Raw genomic sequence first — 17243 nt, forward strand, 5'->3', positions numbered from 1 at the left:
AGAAAATTCATCGTAGACCCTATTGTTATACTATAACATGTCGAATTATTTCCAACGATGGACCTGCTCATGAACGCGCTGACTCTGCCGGATATCGCCGCGCAGGCTTCACGCCAAGCCTTGCCACTCGACTGGGTCGGCATGTGCGGCATCGCCCTGCCAATCCTGATCGACGGTCAGCGCTTGACCGCCACCGCCGATGCCGGCGTGAGCCTGGATGACGGCACCGCCCGTGGCATTCATATGTCACGCCTGTACCTGGCACTGGAGATGCTCGACCAGCAGCCCCTCACGCCTGCACTTCTGCGCAATGTACTTCAGCGTTTTCTCGACAGTCATGAAGATTTATCTAAGAACGCCTACCTGCGTCTGCACACGAATTTGCTGTTGAAACGCCCGGCGCTGGTCAGCCCCTTAGCTGGCTGGAAAGGCTACCCAGTCAGCATCGAAGCGCGCCTGGAAAACCAGATGTTCCACGTGGAACTAAAAATTAACGTTACTTATTCCTCAACTTGCCCCTGTTCCGCTGCCCTGGCCAGGCAGTTGATTCAGCAGCAATTTCTCGAAGACTTCGCCGACACGCCGTTGCAGCATGAAGACGTACTGACCTGGCTCGGTAGCGCAGACGGCATCGTCGCCACACCCCACAGCCAGCGCAGCAGCGCGCAGTTGCACGTACACCTGCGAGGCGAGCAACTGGCGCTGACCGACATCATCAACGACGCCGAAGCTGCTCTCGGCACCGCCGTACAAACCGCTGTGAAACGTGCGGACGAACAAGCCTTCGCCCTGGCCAACGGGCAGAACCTGATGTTCTGCGAAGACGCCGCCCGCCGTCTGAACCTCGCCTTGAAACGCTCGGATGCCGTCAACGCCTTCCACCTCAAAGTGATCCACGCCGAAAGCCTGCACGCGCACGATGCCGTGGCTGAAAGCCGCTGGACGAGACACCCTGAATGATCACCTGCAACGCTTTGCGCTGGGGCGCCCCCGGACAACCACTCACACCCGCCATAGATCTCATGCTGGAAAAAGGTAGCCTCACCGGCGTAATTGGTCCCAATGGCTGCGGCAAAAGTAGCCTGCTCAAAGTCATCGCCGGCCTGCAAAAGCCGCTGGCTGGCAAGGTGGTCGTCGATGTTCCACGCCGGGGCGGCCTAGCGTTCCTGCCTCAGCAGCAACACCTTGACCGCCAATTTCCCATTAGCCTGCAAGAACTGGTCGCCGCCGGTTTCTGGGGCACCCGACTCCCCCCGCAACAACGCAATCAGCGCCTGCAAGCAGTGCTGGAAGACTGGTGCCTCAGCGGCCTGGAACAGCGCCCGCTGATGGCGTTGTCCGGCGGCCAATTGCAACGCGCCCTGCTCGCCCGCATGAGTTTGGCCGATTCGCCGGTGTTGCTGCTCGATGAACCCCACGCAGCCCTCGATGAGGACGGCCAGACGCTGTGCTGGAAACATATCCACGCCTGGCATGCCGAAGGCCGCACGCTGGTCATCGTTTGCCACGATTTGGCGTCCGTACGCCACCACACCGAGCAAGTGCTGCAAATCAAAAACACCGGTTGTGTGTTCGGCCATAGCAAAGAGCTGATCCGCCCGCAGCCCCAGATGCAGGTGGCCTGATGCACTTCGCCGCCCACTTATGGATGCCCTTCCTCGACTTCGTCTTTATGCGCCGCGCACTGATCGGCGGACTTGTACTCGCGTGCAGCACTGCCCCGCTGGGTGTCTTCCTGATCCTGCGCCGCATGAGCCTGATCGGTGACGCCGTGGCCCACGGCATCCTGCCCGGCGCTGCGCTGGGTTTCTGGTTCGCCGGGCTCAGCCTGCCGGCGCTGACCATCGGCGGCCTCGGCGCCGGCCTGAGCATGGCTGGCCTCTCCGCTTGGATCACTCGCCGTACCGGCCTGCGCGAAGACGCCAGCCTCGCCGCCATCTACCCCATTTCCCTTGCCGCTGGCGTACTGATCCTCGGCCTCGCCGGTAAACGCCTGGATCTTTTGCACTTGCTGTTCGGCTCTGCCTTGGCCGTCGACGCAACCACCCTTACCGGAATGCTCTGGGTGTCCGGGTTCAGCCTGGTCGCCATGGGACTGATCTACAAACCACTGCTGCTGGACACCCTCGACCCGCTGTTCCTGCAAACCGTCAGCCGCCTTGGCCCGCTGGCCCATGGGCTGTTTTTAACCCTGGTGGTGCTGAACCTGGTGATCGGTTTCCAGGCCATCGGCGCGTTGATGGTGGTGGGTCTGATGATGTTACCCGCCATCGCTTCACGTTTCTGGAGCCGGCGCCTGCCGGTGTTGATTGCGGTGTCGGCGGTGCTGGGATGCCTGTCGGTATGGCTTGGTTTGTTGTTGTCGTTCTACTACTCACTGCCCAGCGGCCCGGCGATTGTGCTGGTGGCTGGCGCTGGGTACCTGCTGTCCGTGGTCTTCGGTCCGGTGCACGGTTTGATGCGCCGCCCGCCCCTGCTTACATCCCAATGAGGTGTCTCCCGATGCGCGCTCTACTCGTGCTGTTCAGCCTGCTGCTGCCGCTGTCGATGGCCCAGGCCGCCGACAAACTCCAGGTGGTCACCAGCTTCAGTATTCTCAATGACATTACGCACCAGATCGGTGGCGACCACATTCAGATCAGCAACATGGTCGGCCCGGATGCCGACGCCCACACCTACGAGCCCACACCGGACGATGCCAAGGCGCTGCTCAAGGCCAAGCTGATCATCAAGAACGGCCTCGGTTTCGAACCCTGGCTGGACCGCTTAGTCACCAGTACCGAAACCAAAGCCACGGTGGTCACCGCCAGCAAAGGCGTGATCTCCCACACCATGGAAGAGGATGGCGAAACCATCCCCGACCCGCACGCTTGGCATAACCTGGCCAACGCTGAAATCTATGTGAACAACATCACCAAGGCGCTGGTGGCTGCCGACCCGGCCAACAAGGCCGACTACCTGCGCAACAGCCAAACCTACCTGAAAGAAATCTACCGCCTGCTGGCCGAAGCCAAGACCAAGTTCAGTGCTCTGCCCCCAGGCAACCGCCGCATCGTCACCTCCCATGACGCTTTCGGTTACTTGGGCCAGGCCTATGGCATTCAGTTCCTCGCCCCCCAAGGCCTGTCTACCGAACGTGAACCCTCTGCCGCTGAAGTCGCTGCGCTGATCACACAGATCCGCAAAGACAAGGTCAAAGCCGTGTTCATGGAAAACATCAAGGACTCGCGCCTGCTCAAGCAAATTGCCGACGAAAGCGGCGCGCAGATCGGCGGCACGCTGTACTCCGACGCCCTCGCCGCCGAAGGCCCGGCCAGCACGTTTACAGGGCTGTTCGAATACAACCTCAACACCTTGTGCGCCGCCCTGAGCAAGCCATGAACCTGAGCATGCTCGAACTGGAAGGGGCTGCCAAAGGCAGTCGCTTCCCACTCAAACCGGTACTCGATGCCCTGCCATGGAACAGCGATGGCCTGATTGCCGCCATCGCCCAGCAACACAGCAGCGGCGAGGTGTTGATGCTGGCCTGGATGAACCGCCGGGCCCTCACCGAAACCCTCACTACCGGGCAAGTTTGCTACTGGTCACGCTCGCGCCAGCAACTGTGGCGCAAAGGTGAACGCTCCGGTCACTGGCAGCAGTTGGTGGAAGCACGCCTGGATTGCGACGGCGACGCGGTGCTGCTGATCGTCAACCAACTCGGCCCGGCTTGCCACACAGGCCGGCCCACCTGTTTCTACAACGCCATTGATGGCGACTACGTCCACATCATCACGGAGCCCAGCGCATGATCCGCAAGAACCCTTCCGGCGATCTGCCAGTGATTGCCGAATCGGCCTACGTCGACAAGACCGCCATCATCTGCGGCAAGGTCATCATTGGCGAGAACGTCTTCGTCGGCCCGTATGCGGTGATCCGCGCAGACGAAGTCGACGCCAGCGGCGCCATGGATCCGATCACCATCGGTGCCAATTCCAATATTCAGGACGGCGTGGTCATCCACTCCAAATCCGGCGCGGCAGTGACCATCGGTGAGTTCACCTCCATCGCCCACCGCTCCATCGTCCACGGCCCGTGCTCAGTTGGCGACCGCGTATTCATCGGTTTCAACAGCGTGCTGTTCAACTGCGCCGTGGGCGATGGGTGCGTGGTGCGCCATAACTCGGTGGTCGACGGTCGTGATTTACCCGCCGCGTTCTACGTGCCCTCCACCACCCGCATCGGACCGAATACCGACCTGTCACAATTCCCACCGGTGAGCGTCAGCGCCTCGGAGTTTTCCGAAGACGTGGCACTTACCAACGTCGACTTGGTGCGCGGTTACAAAGCCCTGCAAAACGAGTTCTAAGCCATGAGCCGCCTGCTGATCCGCAACGCCCGCCTGGTCAACGAGGGCCAGATTTTCGACGCCGACGTGCTGGTCGCCAATGGCCGCATCGAAAAGATCGCCAGCAGCATCACCGGCTGTAACGCGCCACTGGCCATCGACGCCAAGGGGCAATGGCTACTGCCGGGCATGATCGACGACCAGGTGCACTTTCGTGACCCCGGCGCGCCGGACAAAGGCAGTTTCTACAGTGAGTCCCGCGCGGCCGCGGCTGGCGGCATCACCAGTGTGATGGACATGCCCAACACCAACCCGGCCACCCTGAACCTGGAGGCGCTGGCCGATAAAAAACGCCGCGCGGCCCTGCACTCGGTGGTCAACTACGGCTTTCACTTCGGGGTAAGTAACGACAATCTCGACATCGTCGCCGCCCTCGACCCCTGCGAGGTGGCGGGAGTCAAAGTGTTCATGGGCGCGTCCACCGGCAATATGCTGGTGGACGACCCACGGATCCTGGAGCGTCTGTTTGCCGAAGTCCCGACCATCCTCCTGGCTCACTGCGAACACACGCCCAGTATCCAGGCCAACGAGCGGCGCTTGCGCGAGCGTTTCGGCGATGACATCCCCGCCGTCGCGCACCCCCTGATCCGCGACGCCGAGGCCTGCTATCGCTCGTCCTCTTTCGCGGTGGAGTTAGCCCAGCGCCACGGCACGCGCCTGCATGTGCTGCACCTCACCAGCGCGCGCGAATTGGCTCTGTTTGAAGACAAGCCCCTGGCACAAAAACGCATCACCGCTGAAGTCTGTGTGCACCACTTGCTGTTCGATGACCGGGACTATCACCGCCTCGGCCATCAGATCAAATGCAACCCGGCGATAAAGACCCGCGCCGACCGCGACGCGTTGCGCCAGGCGTTATTGAATGATCGTTTGGATGTGATTGGCACAGACCACGCGCCGCATACCTGGGCGCAAAAACAACTGGCTTATCGCGAAGCGCCGTCGGGATTGCCCCTGGTGCAACATGCGCTGCCGGCGTTACTGGAGCTGGTGGCAGACGGGCTGCTGTCGCTGGCCACGCTGGTCGCGAAGACCAGCCACCGGGTCGCCGACCTGTTTGCTATCCCGGACCGTGGTTATCTGCGTGAAGGGTATTGGGCCGACCTGGTGCTGATCAAACCCGAGCCCGAAGGTAAGCCGGTCAGGGATGAGCCGATTCTTGCCCGCTGCGGCTGGACGCCCTTTGCAGAGCGCAGCTTTCGCCACAGCGTCAGCACCACCCTGGTCTCCGGCCACCTGGCCTGGCACAACGGCAAGGTGGTCGACAGCTGCCAGGGTTTGCCGCTGCACTTTCTGCGTTAAGCGCGTGGTTTGACCGTACCGCAATCGTTGCCCAGCCACTGGGCGTGAGTGTCCAGGCTGCCCTTCTGCTGAATGCCGGTGGCATTGAAGGTGCCGTTGACGGTCGTGGTGAATTCTTTCTGGCTTTGGAAAGTGGCGACTCCGGTGCCCTGAGCTTTCGGGCAGCTGAAACGGAATTTCCACTGGTTGCCGGTTTTGTCGGTCACTTCCTGTTTGCAGCCCGATTGCGGGTCGGTCAAAGGGATTGAGTCCGAGGCGACCTGGGCTGGAGTGAGGCACACCTGCACGCCTTTACCTGCCATGGTGATGCCCTGCTTTTCGAGCATCGCGCGCTGTTCGGGGGTCATCTGTTGCTTGAGCTGACCGAGGATCAGCGACAGGTCCGGCAGGTCCTGGTTATCGACTTTCATATTGCTGGTGGTCAATTCCCACAAGCCCGGCGCCAGCATCTGCGCCTGCGCTGCCACCGGCAACGACAAACCAACAACCATGGATAAACAGAGCAGACGAGCATTCATCGGGTAACTCCTGGGCAATTGTGGGCGTTAGACGCTGCAAAGGCGCCAGTGTTGCACGCCAAATAAAATAGCGACATTCGCAGCCGAACATGGTCTGTTAGGCATTGGATTGTCTGGAGTACTGTCGTCCATGGATTTCTTTGGCCCGCACCTGCTCGCCTACTTCATCGCCACGCTGCACTTTCTCGGGACTCTCGCCGCGATCCACGCGGTGCTGACCGTCAGGACCGCTCAAGGCTCGATAGCTTGGGCCTTGTCGCTGATGTTCATGCCCTATCTCACGTTGATCCCCTACCTGATTTTTGGCCGCAGCACCTTCGACGCGTATATCCAAGCGCGGCGCCAGGCCAATCAGGAAATGCACACCGCCATCACCGCGCTGAACTGGCGTCCTTGGGTTGAGGAGGCGCTCGCTGCGCGCAACTCCAGTGCTTACGCCTCGTTGCGCGCCATGCCCAAACTGGGTCGCATGCCGTGCCTGGCCAACAATGAAGTACGCCTGCTGATCAATGGCGACGCCACCTTCAGCGCGATCTTTGAAGCCATTCGCAACGCCAAAACCGCTGTGTTGTTTCAGTTTTTCATCATTCATGACGATGAACTTGGCCGCCAATTACATACGCTGCTGAAAGAAAAGGCTGCCCAAGGCGTGGCTATCTACGTGCTCTACGACCGCATTGGCAGTCACGCCCTGCCCCATCGCTACGTGCAATCACTGCGCGACGCCGGCGTGCAGGTCAAGGCCTTCGCCACCCGCAGTGGATGGCTCAACCGCTTCCAGGTCAACTTTCGCAACCATCGCAAAATCGTGGTGGTGGATGGCATCACCGGGTTTGTCGGCGGGCATAACGTGGGTGATGAATACCTGGGCAAAAAACCGCCATTGGCGCCATGGCGCGACACCCATGTACAGGTCACCGGTCCCGTGGTGGCGTGCCTGCAGGAGTCGTTTGCCGAAGACTGGTTCTGGGCCGCGCGCGAACTACCGCCGCTGATCCTACCGGACACCTATCCCGAAGATGGCGTGCTCTGCCAATTGCTCGCCAGCGGTCCGGCCGATCCGTATGAAACCTGTTCGCTGTTTTTCGTCGAGGCCATCCACGCAGCGACCGAGCGGGTATGGATCACCAGCCCGTATTTCGTCCCCGATGAAGCGGTGTTTGCCGCCCTGCGCCTGGCGGTACTACGCGGAGTGGATGTGCGCCTGCTGCTGCCGTCGCGGCCGGATCACCGCATTGTGTATGCCGCCTCCAGCCTCTACGCCATCGAAGCCGTGCGCGCCGGAGTGCGGGTGTTCCGCTACACGCCGGGCTTTCTGCATCAGAAGGTGGTGTTGGTGGACAGCGAGATCAGCGCCATTGGCAGTGCCAACATGGACAACCGTTCGTTTCGGCTGAATTTTGAAGTGATGCTGCTGACCGTCGATGAAGCCTTCGCCCAGGAGGTGGAGCATATGCTGCTCGATGACTTCGCGCAGGCCCATGAAGTCAGCCAGGAAGAAAGCCGCGAAACACGGCGCCTGCAACAACTTGGGATGCGTGTGGCGCGCTTGATCTCACCAATCCTTTAACCAGACAACACAAAACAAAATGTGGGAGGGGGCTTGCTCCCGATAGCGGGGGGTCAGTCAACGGGTGGCGACTGATATACCGCTATCGGGAGCAAACCCCCTCCCACAGTTGGATCTCCACCTTTCTGGAACATCAGATCAGCGATAGATGTCTTCCCGCGTCCACGGCAGTTCATGGCTGCCATCCGCGTGAGGCTTCACCGCGAGGATCTGGTGCAGGTTGATCCAACCCCGTGCAAACGCATAGGCGCAACCGGCCAGGTACAACCGCCAGATACGCAACGCCTGTTCTGGCACCATCTTGGCCGCCGCTTCCAGGTTGTCCTCCAGTCGCTCACTCCAATGGTCCAGGGTTCGGGCGTAGTGCAGGCGCAGGCTTTCGACGTCGACGACTTCCAGCCCGACTTCGCTGATCTCGGCGGTCATCATTGCCAAGTGTGGCAACTCACCGTTCGGGAACACGTACCGCTCGATAAACTCCCCGGCGCCACGGCCCACCGGGCGGCCATCGGTGTGCTTGGCGGTGATGCCATGGTTCATCACCAGGCCGCCTTCACGCACCGCACCGAACAGGGTCTGGCAGTACTGCGCCAGGTTGGCGTGGCCGACGTGTTCGAACATGCCCACGCTTACGACTTTGTCGAATCGGCCGTCCTGGGGTAGATCACGGTAGTCCAGCAGTTGCAGGTCGATCTGGTCTTCCAGTCCCTCGGCTTTGACTCGCTCGCGAGCCAATACCAACTGCTCTTTGCTCAGGGTGATGCCAAACACTTTCACCCCGAACTCCCGCGCCGCAAACCGCGCCAGCCCGCCCCATCCGCAACCGACGTCGAGCAAATACTCCCCCGCCTGCAAGCGTAGCTTGCGGCACAGGTGGCGGAATTTGTCTTGTTGGGCCTGGTCGATGGATTCGCTGCCGGTTTCGAAATAGCCGCAGGAGTACGCCATGTCCTGATCCAGCCACAGCTGATAGAACTCATTGGACAGGTCGTAGTGGTAGGAAATCGCCGCTGCATCCGTGGCCTTGTCGTGGATCGAGCGCACCGGATGACTGTCGCCGTCGCCCTCGATCAAGGCATGACTCAGCTCATCACAGACCCGGATCACTTCGCTGATGGAACCTTCCAGCTCCAGTTTGCCCTCGACGAAGGCTTCGCCCAGTGAGTCGAGTGTGGGATGGGTCAGTTGCGAGACGACCGTGGGGTCCTTCACCACGATGGTCACACTGGGCTCTGGGCCCAAGTTGAATTCATGGCCGTCCCAGAGTCGCAGACGCAGCGGTAGCTGAAGATTCTGTAAGGCCGGTGGAAGTTGCGCGAGCATGAGTAGTCCCCCCTTGTTTCAGACGTCTGAACTGAGGGTAGACCATCCCAATAAAAGTAGGAGGCTATCGATTTGATAACCCTCTTCTATGGAGCTCGGCGTTGGAGCAAACCGTCCTGGACCCACTGTTTCAGCCATGTAACAGCCTGCAGCGGCGCACCCTCTGCATAAGTGACTGCTAGCTGCTCACACAGTTCTGCGAAGGTCCAACCGGTCGTCACCATACCGGCCAATGCTAAGGCTTCCGCAGGTTCCAGGCTGCGGTAATGGCACACATGATGAAGGCGCCATACCAGGCAGATCTGCGCCAGGTCCAAGGTGTAGCTGCCTGGGAAATCCGCCCCATCTTTGCTGGCACGCCAGATGCCCACGCTGTTGAAGTGACACAGTCGCTGCTGCACGGACGGTGTCAGGGCAACCTGCAAATCCGGCCAGTCCTCGGGCGGCAGGAGCGCCATGTCATTCAGGGACAGCGGCTGACCCTGCGGCGCATCGAAGGCCAGGGTAAAAGCCCACTCCAACTTAGCCAGCTCTGCCAGCGGTGCACTTTGTTCGGCCACGAGGTGCTCGTGGATAAACGCCGGCAACCGTTCGCCAAACCAACGCAAGCTGTAATGGGCCGACGGATAACGGCGTACATAAGCGTGGGTCAGCGCCGCAAACTCATCATCCCCCAGCCAATAGAGGATGGCGCTGAAGTCGTGCCGCAGTACTTCCTGCAACCGCGCGATATAGGCGTTGTGATAGATCGCCAGGCCCGTGTCTACGTCCAGCGTCGGCCCGCCCAATAAAGTGGCGGCAAAGCCACTGTTGGCGTCGGGGGTTTGGGCTAATAAATGCTGTTCGAAGGCCAACTGCCAATCGGTCAGGCGCATACCGCTCTCCTGGCCAAGGCGGTGGCGCCCAGTTCGCGGGCCTTGCTCAACTCGGTGAGCAGCTCTTCGAACGGCGGAAAATGGTCATCGCGCTCCAACAGCGTCGACACAGGCCCCCCGTGCTCCAGGGTCTGTTGGTACAGCGCCCACACCGGATCACATACCGGATGGTCGTGGGTATCGACCACGTAGTCGCCATAGTCCATATGCCCCGCCAAATGCAGCTGGCGAATGCTCTCGGGCGGCAGGTTGCGGATAAAGGTCCAGGCATCAAAGCCATGGTTGCGAGAGCTGACGTACACATTATTGACGTCCAGCAACAACTGGCACCCCGACAGATGAGCCAAGGCGTTGAGGAATTCCCACTCGGTGAATTCATCTGCCTTGGAACGCACGTAACTGGAGACGTTTTCCAGCACCAGCGGGCGCTGCAACACGTCCTGCACTTGGCGAACGCGGCTGGCGACGTGATAGAGGCTTTCTTCGGTGTAAGGCAGAGGCAGCAGGTCGTGCAACTGGTGCGCACTGCCGCGGCTCCAGCACAGATGATCGGAAACCCACGCCGGGTGAATACGCTCGGCGAGCTGTTTGATCTGCTTGAGGTAATCGATATCGATGGCGTGGGGCCCGCCGATGGACAGGGACACCCCGTGCATCACCAGGGGATAGCGCTCGGCTATCGCGTCCAGGAAGTACAAGGCTTTACCGCCCTGCACCAGATAATTCTCGGAGATCACTTCGAACCAATCCACGGCCGGCGATTGTTCAAGGATCTGCTGGTAGTACTCACTGCGTAAACCCAGGCCGTAACCCAGACTTGGAAGGGAAGCGGACATGGCTGACTCCTGGGGAAAGTGTGTCCGCAGCGGAGGGGGGCTGCCGCTGCGGTTGCACTCGTTTGCCGGTTATTCGCCGACTTTGCCGCCAGCCGCGTCACAGGCTGCCTTGGTCATAGCCTTGAAGCCGTGGCCCTTGCACTCTGCCTGGCCTTTGCAGGCGTTTTCAGCGGTCTTGCAGTCGTTCATGCCCTTGCAGGAGGTTACGCCGTAGCAATGCACTGGCGCGTCTGCGGCTTGTACCTGGGTGGCGACACCAGCAAACATGGTAGCGGCGGCCATCGCGAAAGCGGCACCAGCAGCAGCGGATTTAATGTTCATTGTTGTATTCCTCATGATCAGTAGTGGCGTCGGTCTGAACGGATTGTTCAGTCTCGACACACCACTAGAGTGAGGCCCCCCACCGGCGTTACAGCGGTGCGCAAATATTGCTGAAAATTATTCGTCGAGTTTCAAAAGCGGCTCGTGGAAGCGTAGCAAACGCCCGGCGTTACCCAGCACCAGCAACGTGCTGAGGTTGTGCAACACTGCCGCGATCATTGCCCCTGCGGCCCCCAACCAGCCAAATGCGGCGAACACCACAATCGCCAGCGTCCAGCCCAGACCGATGATCACATTGACCTGCAACGTGTGCCGACACTGGCGACTCAAGCGCACACAGGTGCCGAGGCGGCGCAGGTCGCTGCCGATCAGCACCACGTCCGCCGATGCCAGCGCGATGTCCGCCCCGCCCGCCCCCATTGCCACGCCCACCACGCCGGCCTTGAGCGCCAGGGAGTCATTGATCCCGTCGCCGACCACCATTGGCCGAAAGCCGCTGCCGATTTCGCCCAGCACGCGGTTGAGCTTGTCCTCAGGCAACGCCTGGGCTTCGACATCGCTGATGCCCACGTCCAAGGCCAAGCTGTCGGCCACGCTTTGACGGTCGCCGGTCAGCAGCAATTGGCGGCCCAGGCCCAGCTCACGCAATTCTTGCAGCGCCTGGCGGGCTTCCGGCTTGACGCTGTCAGCCAGCAACAGCCAGGCGAGAAATCGCCCGTTCAGGGCCAGCCCGGCAATCGGGCCGTCATGGTTGGGCACGCCCGTGGTGGCAATGCCCAACTGCTCGAACAACTCCGGACGCCCAAGGGCCGCTTCGCCCTGCTCGGTCTGCGCCACCACGCCGAGGCCCTGGCGTTCGCGGATGTCGGTCAGCATCAACAGTTGTTGCTGGGTAGCCAACCCCGCCAGCGCGCGGCTGACTGGGTGACTGCTCGCCGAGCCCAGGCTGGCCGCCAGATTCAGCAACGCCTGCCGGTCCGGCTCAAGGGTTTCGATGGACTGTAATCGCAGCGTGCCAAAGGTCAGGGTGCCGGTCTTGTCGACCACCAGCGAGGTCAAGTCCGCCAGCTCTTCCAGGAACGCCGAGCTGCGAATCAGAATCCCATGGCGCGCCGCCACGGCAATCCCGGCAATCGCCGTGGCAGGTGCCGACAACACCAACGCACAGGGGCACGCCGCCACCAGCACGGCGAGCATCGCCTGGGCGTCATTGGTCACAAACCAGGTGACCGCCGCCAGCAGCAGCACCAACACCATATAACTGCCCGCATAGCGCTCCAGCAGTCGCGTGATCGGCGGCTTGGACCGCTCGGCGTTCTGCATCAGCGCGATGACCTTGCCCAAGGTCGACTCGTTGCCGGTGCGCGTCACTTCAAGGCGCAGCAGACCGTCGAGGTTGATCGCCCCGCCAAACACCTGCACGCCGACGCTGGCTTCCAACGGCACCGACTCACCGGTGATCGGCGCCGTGTCCAGACTCGCCTGGCCCGACAACACCACACCATCGGCGGGCACACGGTCACCGGCGCGCACTTCCACGATATCGCCGGTGTTCAGCGTGCCGTTGTCCACTTCAACAATGCTGCCGTCGGCCTGCACCAACCGCGCATGACTGCGAGTCAGTTTGCCCAGAGCATGGATCGCTTCCTGGGAACCGATCACGCTGCGCTCTTCCAGCACATGCCCAAAGATCATGATGATCGGCAGCAACGCAGCCGTCAGCAGATCCCCCGTAGCCCAGGCGCCAAGCATGGCCAAGGCGATAAGTTGATCGGTAATGCCATGCAGGCTGGGAAACCGCAGGCTGTACCACGCCGAACGCATCACCGGCACGGCCACCAGCAGTGATGCCACACCCAGTAATAGCTGACTGACGCCAGTCTGGTCCGGCGCCAGCCAGCGCCACACCAGGCCCAGCACGAGTAATCCCAAGGCCAGCATGGCCAGGGTCAATTGCCGGGCAGCGCTGCGCTGCTCGGCGGACGTCAACATAGGTGCGCTCATTGCTCGGCTCCCTGGATGATCAAGCGGGAGTCGTCTTTAGGGTCGACCGTGGTCACGGAGCCCGCCTGGCCGAGAATCTTCGGCAAGCGCTCGCGGTACAGACGCAGAAGCAAACCCGGGTCTTTGACCTGGGCGAGGCTGGCGACGGTGGCGGTTTGCGCCTGGGCGTTGGCCAAGCGTTCGCTGGCCTGGGCGTGGGCAACCTGCACCACACGGTCAGCTTGCTGATTGGCGGTTTGGGTGAGCTTTTCCGCTTCGGTGCGCGCATTGGCCACCGCTTTATCGGCTTGCTGACTGGCCGTCAGCACCGCATTGAACGCATTCACCGCCGGGCCCGGCAGGCTCGACTGCACATCGACACGGGTGACTTCGATCCCCAAGCCCAAGCCGCTTGAGGTCAACTCCGCCAGCCGCTTATTGATGCCTTGCACCAGGTCACCGCGCAACCGTTCACGACGCTCGGCGGCGCTATTGTCGGCGCCGATCAGTTCCGGGCGCGCCACCAGAATCGTGTCCAGGTCCCGCGCCGCCGTCAGGGCCACGGCGCTGCGCGTGACCAGGCGATCCAAGGCCGGCAACACATGCTCGCCCTGCAATACAAAGGAATACGGTTCGGTGACCTTATAGAACACCCGCACATCCAGCTGCACCACTCCGGCATCCCCGGTCAGCAGGTAGCCGGAGCCGGCCATGGCATCGCTCAAGGGCGTGGCGAAACTGGCCACGCGGTCAGCCTGCACCGCCGCCTCCGAACGCAGCAGGTTTTCCACCCGCCGCTCGATCACCCGATCGGCGGCCGGCAGCAACACCACCTGCTCAAATGGCTGCGGCCAGGCCAATAGCAAGCCAGCATTCTGAATACGGTCGAGGGCGCCGAAGTGCAGCACCACGGCGCGGTTCTGCGGGTCGATCTGGCGCACATTGGAAAATGCCCAGGCCAATGCCGCCAACACAGTCACCGCGTACAGCGCCATGAACGTCAGGCGCCCGGCCTGAATCCATGGGCTGTCCGGGCTGTCACGCTCGGTCATGGCTGGACGTCCTTCGGTCCGTCCACCAGCGCACGGAATGGTGCGGCGTCGGTGCGCAGGATGATCTTGGTGCCCGGCGTCACCACCGTGCCCAAGGTATCCAGCGAGCGCAGCAAGTTGTACAGCTGGGGATTACCCGCGTAGGCCCGCCCGTAAATCTGCGCGGCCTCGACACGCGATTGCGCTTCGATATCGGCGGCTTTCACCGTGGCGTCGGCCTGCACGATGCGCGCGTCGCGCTCGGCGGCGGAACGGATTTGGGCCGCTTCGCGCTTACCCACGGCAGTGCGTTCGGTGGCGATGGTTTCGCGCTCGGCACGCATGCGGTCGACGGTGGCGGTCAGCGTCACCGAGGGCAACGTCAGCCGCTCGATACCGACTTGGGCCACGCGTACGCCGTAGGTAGTGAGCAATTGTTGATCAATTTGCTGGCGCAACTGCGCCTCGAAATCGGCGATACGTACCTGGCTGGCGTCGGTATTGATCAGGCTGGACAGGTCAAAACTGGCCGCCGTGGTTTCCAGTGCCGAGCCGACGAAAGTGCGAATCTGCCGCGCCGCCTCATCCGGCTGGTTCTGCACCGCACGCATAAAGCGCTGCACATTGTCGGCATCGCCCTGCACCTGCCACGCCACATAGGCCTGCACGATGATGCGCAAGCCATCGCGGGTGCCCACGTCCTGCAAGCCGCTGGAGGTGGTGCGCAGGCGCAGGTCCACCGGGATCGCCGCTTCGAACGGCGCCGGCCAGCGCCAACCAAGGCCCGGCTCCAGCAACACCCGCGACGGGTTGCCGAACCGCGTAATCACCGTGGCTTCGCCGGACCGCACTTGCACCAGGCTTGCCGCAGCGACCGCAAACAATACGAGCAACACGGCCCAGCCCATACGCCGCCAAGGGAATGGGCCAGCAGCGTGCTCATCACCGTGATGGTGGTGGCCGTGATGATGGTGATGACCGTGATCGTGAGAATGAGCGCTCAACAGACAGACTCCTTATTGAACGGCTTTACGCGGCACCGAGGGATCGGCCGGCAAGGTAAAAGAACGCAGATCGATCGTCGGTGCGCCATCGGCGCCCAGGCGATGATCCAGAATCAGCAGTTTGGCGTGGGCCAGGCCCTGGCTGAGTTGGCCAAGGTACTGCTCCAACACGAAGGCCTGACCCGCACTGGCATAGGCCTTTTGTTCGGCGGCGAAACGCAGGTCGGCCGCCTGTGCGCCAGCATTCACTTCATGGGCCATGGCCGTGGCTTGATCGCGGGCAATGCTGGCTTGCAACAGGGCCTGGTTGGTCTGCTCACTGGCGGCTCCGCGCTCGCGGGAGATCAGGGCCTGAGCACCGATCTGCGCAGCTTGCACGCCGTGATAGGCGTTGGCGGCACCGGCCGGTGGGTGGATGGCTTCCACAACGGTGGCGAGGATTTCCACACCGCTGTGGAGTTTCTGCAGATCCGCCTGCACCGCGCGCCCCACTTCGTCAGCCAGGCTGGTGCGTTGTTCGCCGAGCAATTCGTCGAGAGTGCGCGAAGCAAAGTCGTGCACGAGGATGCGGCTGGCGGTGCTGCGGATCAGGGTCGGTACATCCGCGCTGTTATACGTAGCCGACAGCGCGGCCTCGTCGGTAAGGCCAATGCGGTAGACGAAGCGCACATCCATATTGACGATCTGGAAGCCCTGCTTATCGCCGCTGCTGCTGGCGATGACTTGGGATTTGTCATTCACATGGCTGGCGTCCCACAGTCGATTGGCTATCAACGGCGCCGGACCTTCCGCAGGTGTCAGCTCGGGCGAAGCAGTTTCGCTGACGCTGGTGGCCAATTCATGCACCACGCCGTTTTCCACTTTAATGACGCGACCCAATGGCCAAGGCAACCCGGCATGCAGGCCGGGGCCGAAGACTTGCACCGGTTTGCCGAAGCGTTCATAGATCCCACGGCCTTGCAGGGGCACTTCATGCACACCGGTCAGCGCCCAACCGATCGCCAGCACCACCAGCGCCACCGGAAAAAATGCGCGGCGCATGTAGGTAAAGGCCCAGATCTGACGCAGGTCAATGCCGAAGCGGTTGTGCAACTCGTGCTGCAACGCCAGCAACGGTTGTGGCGGCCAGCGCAGCAAACCCGCGATAAAACTTTGCGCCATCAGGCGGGGTTCAAGATGCGGTTGGCGCGGGCTGAACAATGACAACGCGCCCCTGAGCAGAAACTCCGCCGCCACCAGTGCCGGCAGCAGGCCAATCAACACCGCCAGACGCAACGGCCACACGGACTCGGCACCGGCAAACAGCAGGCAAATCGCGCTGACCACCAGGCAACTGATCGCCACTCGGCTCAACTGCGCCAGTTGCGAAGCTTCCGGCCATTGCGCGGCGGTTTCCTGGGCCAGGCGACGTTCGAACACCAGCAAGCCAAACGCCAGGGCCAAGGCCAACGCGGCGCCAATACTGGCGGACTGACCTACAGCCGAAGCCGGCAACGCCAGGTTCCAGAATTCGATAACGCTAACCAGCGCGAGCAGCGACCAGCCGCCAAGCCACAACACCGGCGCGCCAATCTGCTTGCCAAAGCGCCCAACCAGCCGCGCGTACCCGCCCGTTTGCTCAACCGGTACTTCAACCGCGGGTTCCTCCAGCGCCTGGGCGCGCCAATCGGCCACCCACCACGCCGACTGTAAACCCGCCACCAGCACCAGCAACGCGCAGGCGCTGTTGATCAATACCACCGGCCAGATCGACAGCGGCGCAAACAAGGCGACAAACAGCGCCAGCACCCAACCGGCGACGGCCAGCACTGTCAGGCTGATACCGGCCTGACGCAATCGACGGGCATGGAACTGCCCCTGTTGAAAGCGCGCGAGGCCTTCTACAGAAGCGCCGTCAGCTTCTAGATCCACTTGCATCCCAACACGCCCGTCTGTACACAATTCGTTACGATATAACACGCGACGTGAAATTTTTGTTCGTCAAAAAGCGCTTTTGAACACGATACACATCCCCTGTGACAGGGGGCTTGCTCCCGATAACGACCTGTCAGTTGGTGCCTGTGCTGGCTGATCCATCGCCATCGGGAGCAAGC

Annotated in this window: 17 protein-coding genes; 8 read left to right on the top strand and 9 right to left on the bottom strand. The window is 61.7% G+C overall.

What is annotated here, in order from left to right; translation table 11 throughout:
* Positions 1–69 precede the first annotated feature (69 nt).
* Genes folE2 through CKW32_RS14455 form a run of 7 tightly spaced genes read left to right on the top strand, consistent with a single transcriptional unit; the run spans position 70 to position 5689 of the window.
* On the top strand, positions 70–960 hold the full coding sequence (gene folE2 / locus CKW32_RS14425; RefSeq protein ID WP_032884495.1) for a GTP cyclohydrolase FolE2: 891 nt from the start codon (positions 70–72) through the stop codon (positions 958–960).
* Positions 957–1625, top strand: a complete 669-nt coding sequence (locus CKW32_RS14430; RefSeq protein WP_095185252.1) for a metal ABC transporter ATP-binding protein — start codon at positions 957–959, stop codon at positions 1623–1625. The genes folE2 and CKW32_RS14430 overlap by 4 nt, the downstream gene beginning before the upstream one ends.
* Complete coding sequence (locus CKW32_RS14435) at positions 1625–2491, top strand: metal ABC transporter permease (protein WP_032884497.1); 867 nt, start codon at positions 1625–1627, stop codon at positions 2489–2491. The genes CKW32_RS14430 and CKW32_RS14435 overlap by 1 nt, the downstream gene beginning before the upstream one ends.
* Before the next feature lie 11 nt (positions 2492–2502).
* On the top strand, positions 2503–3381 hold the full coding sequence (locus tag CKW32_RS14440; RefSeq protein WP_032884498.1) for a metal ABC transporter substrate-binding protein: 879 nt from the start codon (positions 2503–2505) through the stop codon (positions 3379–3381).
* Positions 3378–3791, top strand: coding sequence for a phosphoribosyl-AMP cyclohydrolase (gene hisI / locus CKW32_RS14445; protein ID WP_095185253.1), 414 nt, complete (start codon positions 3378–3380; stop codon positions 3789–3791). The genes CKW32_RS14440 and hisI overlap by 4 nt, the downstream gene beginning before the upstream one ends.
* Positions 3788–4348, top strand: coding sequence for a DapH/DapD/GlmU-related protein (locus CKW32_RS14450; protein WP_032884500.1), 561 nt, complete (start codon positions 3788–3790; stop codon positions 4346–4348). The genes hisI and CKW32_RS14450 overlap by 4 nt, the downstream gene beginning before the upstream one ends.
* A gap of 3 nt (positions 4349–4351) precedes the next feature.
* On the top strand, positions 4352–5689 hold the full coding sequence (locus CKW32_RS14455; protein WP_095185254.1) for a dihydroorotase: 1338 nt from the start codon (positions 4352–4354) through the stop codon (positions 5687–5689).
* Here CKW32_RS14455 and CKW32_RS14460 read toward each other — a convergent pair.
* Positions 5686–6207, bottom strand: a complete 522-nt coding sequence (locus tag CKW32_RS14460; RefSeq protein WP_032884502.1) for a DUF3617 domain-containing protein — start codon at positions 6205–6207, stop codon at positions 5686–5688. The genes CKW32_RS14455 and CKW32_RS14460 overlap by 4 nt on opposite strands.
* A gap of 130 nt (positions 6208–6337) precedes the next feature.
* Here CKW32_RS14460 and cls point away from each other — a divergent pair, with 130 nt between their 5' ends.
* The gene (gene cls, locus CKW32_RS14465) at positions 6338–7777 is read left to right on the top strand and encodes a cardiolipin synthase (RefSeq protein WP_095185255.1); all 1440 of its coding nucleotides are present in this window, start codon (positions 6338–6340) and stop codon (positions 7775–7777) included.
* 138 nt (positions 7778–7915) lie between these two features.
* Here cls and cfaB read toward each other — a convergent pair whose 3' ends face one another.
* The 8 genes from cfaB to hflK (CKW32_RS14505) form a co-directional block, all read right to left on the bottom strand.
* On the bottom strand, positions 7916–9100 hold the full coding sequence (gene cfaB, locus CKW32_RS14470) for a C17 cyclopropane fatty acid synthase CfaB (RefSeq protein ID WP_032884504.1): 1185 nt from the start codon (positions 9098–9100) through the stop codon (positions 7916–7918).
* 86 nt (positions 9101–9186) lie between these two features.
* The gene (locus tag CKW32_RS14475) at positions 9187–9975 is read right to left on the bottom strand and encodes a DNA-binding domain-containing protein (protein ID WP_095185256.1); all 789 of its coding nucleotides are present in this window, start codon (positions 9973–9975) and stop codon (positions 9187–9189) included.
* Positions 9966–10811, bottom strand: a complete 846-nt coding sequence (locus tag CKW32_RS14480) for a DUF692 domain-containing protein (protein WP_095185257.1) — start codon at positions 10809–10811, stop codon at positions 9966–9968. Before CKW32_RS14480 ends, CKW32_RS14475 begins: the two co-directional genes overlap by 10 nt.
* Before the next feature lie 69 nt (positions 10812–10880).
* Positions 10881–11132 carry a membrane protein gene (locus CKW32_RS14485; protein ID WP_032884507.1) on the bottom strand — a complete coding sequence of 84 codons (252 nt, stop codon included), beginning with the start codon at positions 11130–11132 and terminating at the stop codon, positions 10881–10883.
* Between the two features lie 117 nt (positions 11133–11249).
* Entirely contained in the window at positions 11250–13136 is a 1887-nt protein-coding gene (locus CKW32_RS14490) for a cation-translocating P-type ATPase (RefSeq protein WP_095185258.1), read from the bottom strand.
* The gene (hflK, locus tag CKW32_RS14495) at positions 13133–14167 is read right to left on the bottom strand and encodes a protease modulator HflK (RefSeq protein WP_095185259.1); all 1035 of its coding nucleotides are present in this window, start codon (positions 14165–14167) and stop codon (positions 13133–13135) included. The genes CKW32_RS14490 and hflK (CKW32_RS14495) overlap by 4 nt, the downstream gene beginning before the upstream one ends.
* Entirely contained in the window at positions 14164–15153 is a 990-nt protein-coding gene (gene hflC / locus CKW32_RS14500; protein WP_371260679.1) for a protease modulator HflC, read from the bottom strand. The genes hflK (CKW32_RS14495) and hflC overlap by 4 nt, the downstream gene beginning before the upstream one ends.
* A gap of 9 nt (positions 15154–15162) precedes the next feature.
* Positions 15163–17067 (bottom strand): protease modulator HflK, encoded by a 1905-nt coding sequence (gene hflK, locus CKW32_RS14505; protein WP_095185260.1) that lies wholly within the window; start codon positions 17065–17067, stop codon positions 15163–15165.
* Positions 17068–17243 lie beyond the last annotated feature (176 nt).

Origin of the sequence: Pseudomonas sp. Irchel 3H9 (assembly GCF_900187495.1) — a bacterium.
In the GTDB taxonomy this organism is placed as follows: Bacteria; Pseudomonadota; Gammaproteobacteria; order Pseudomonadales; family Pseudomonadaceae; genus Aquipseudomonas; species Aquipseudomonas sivasensis.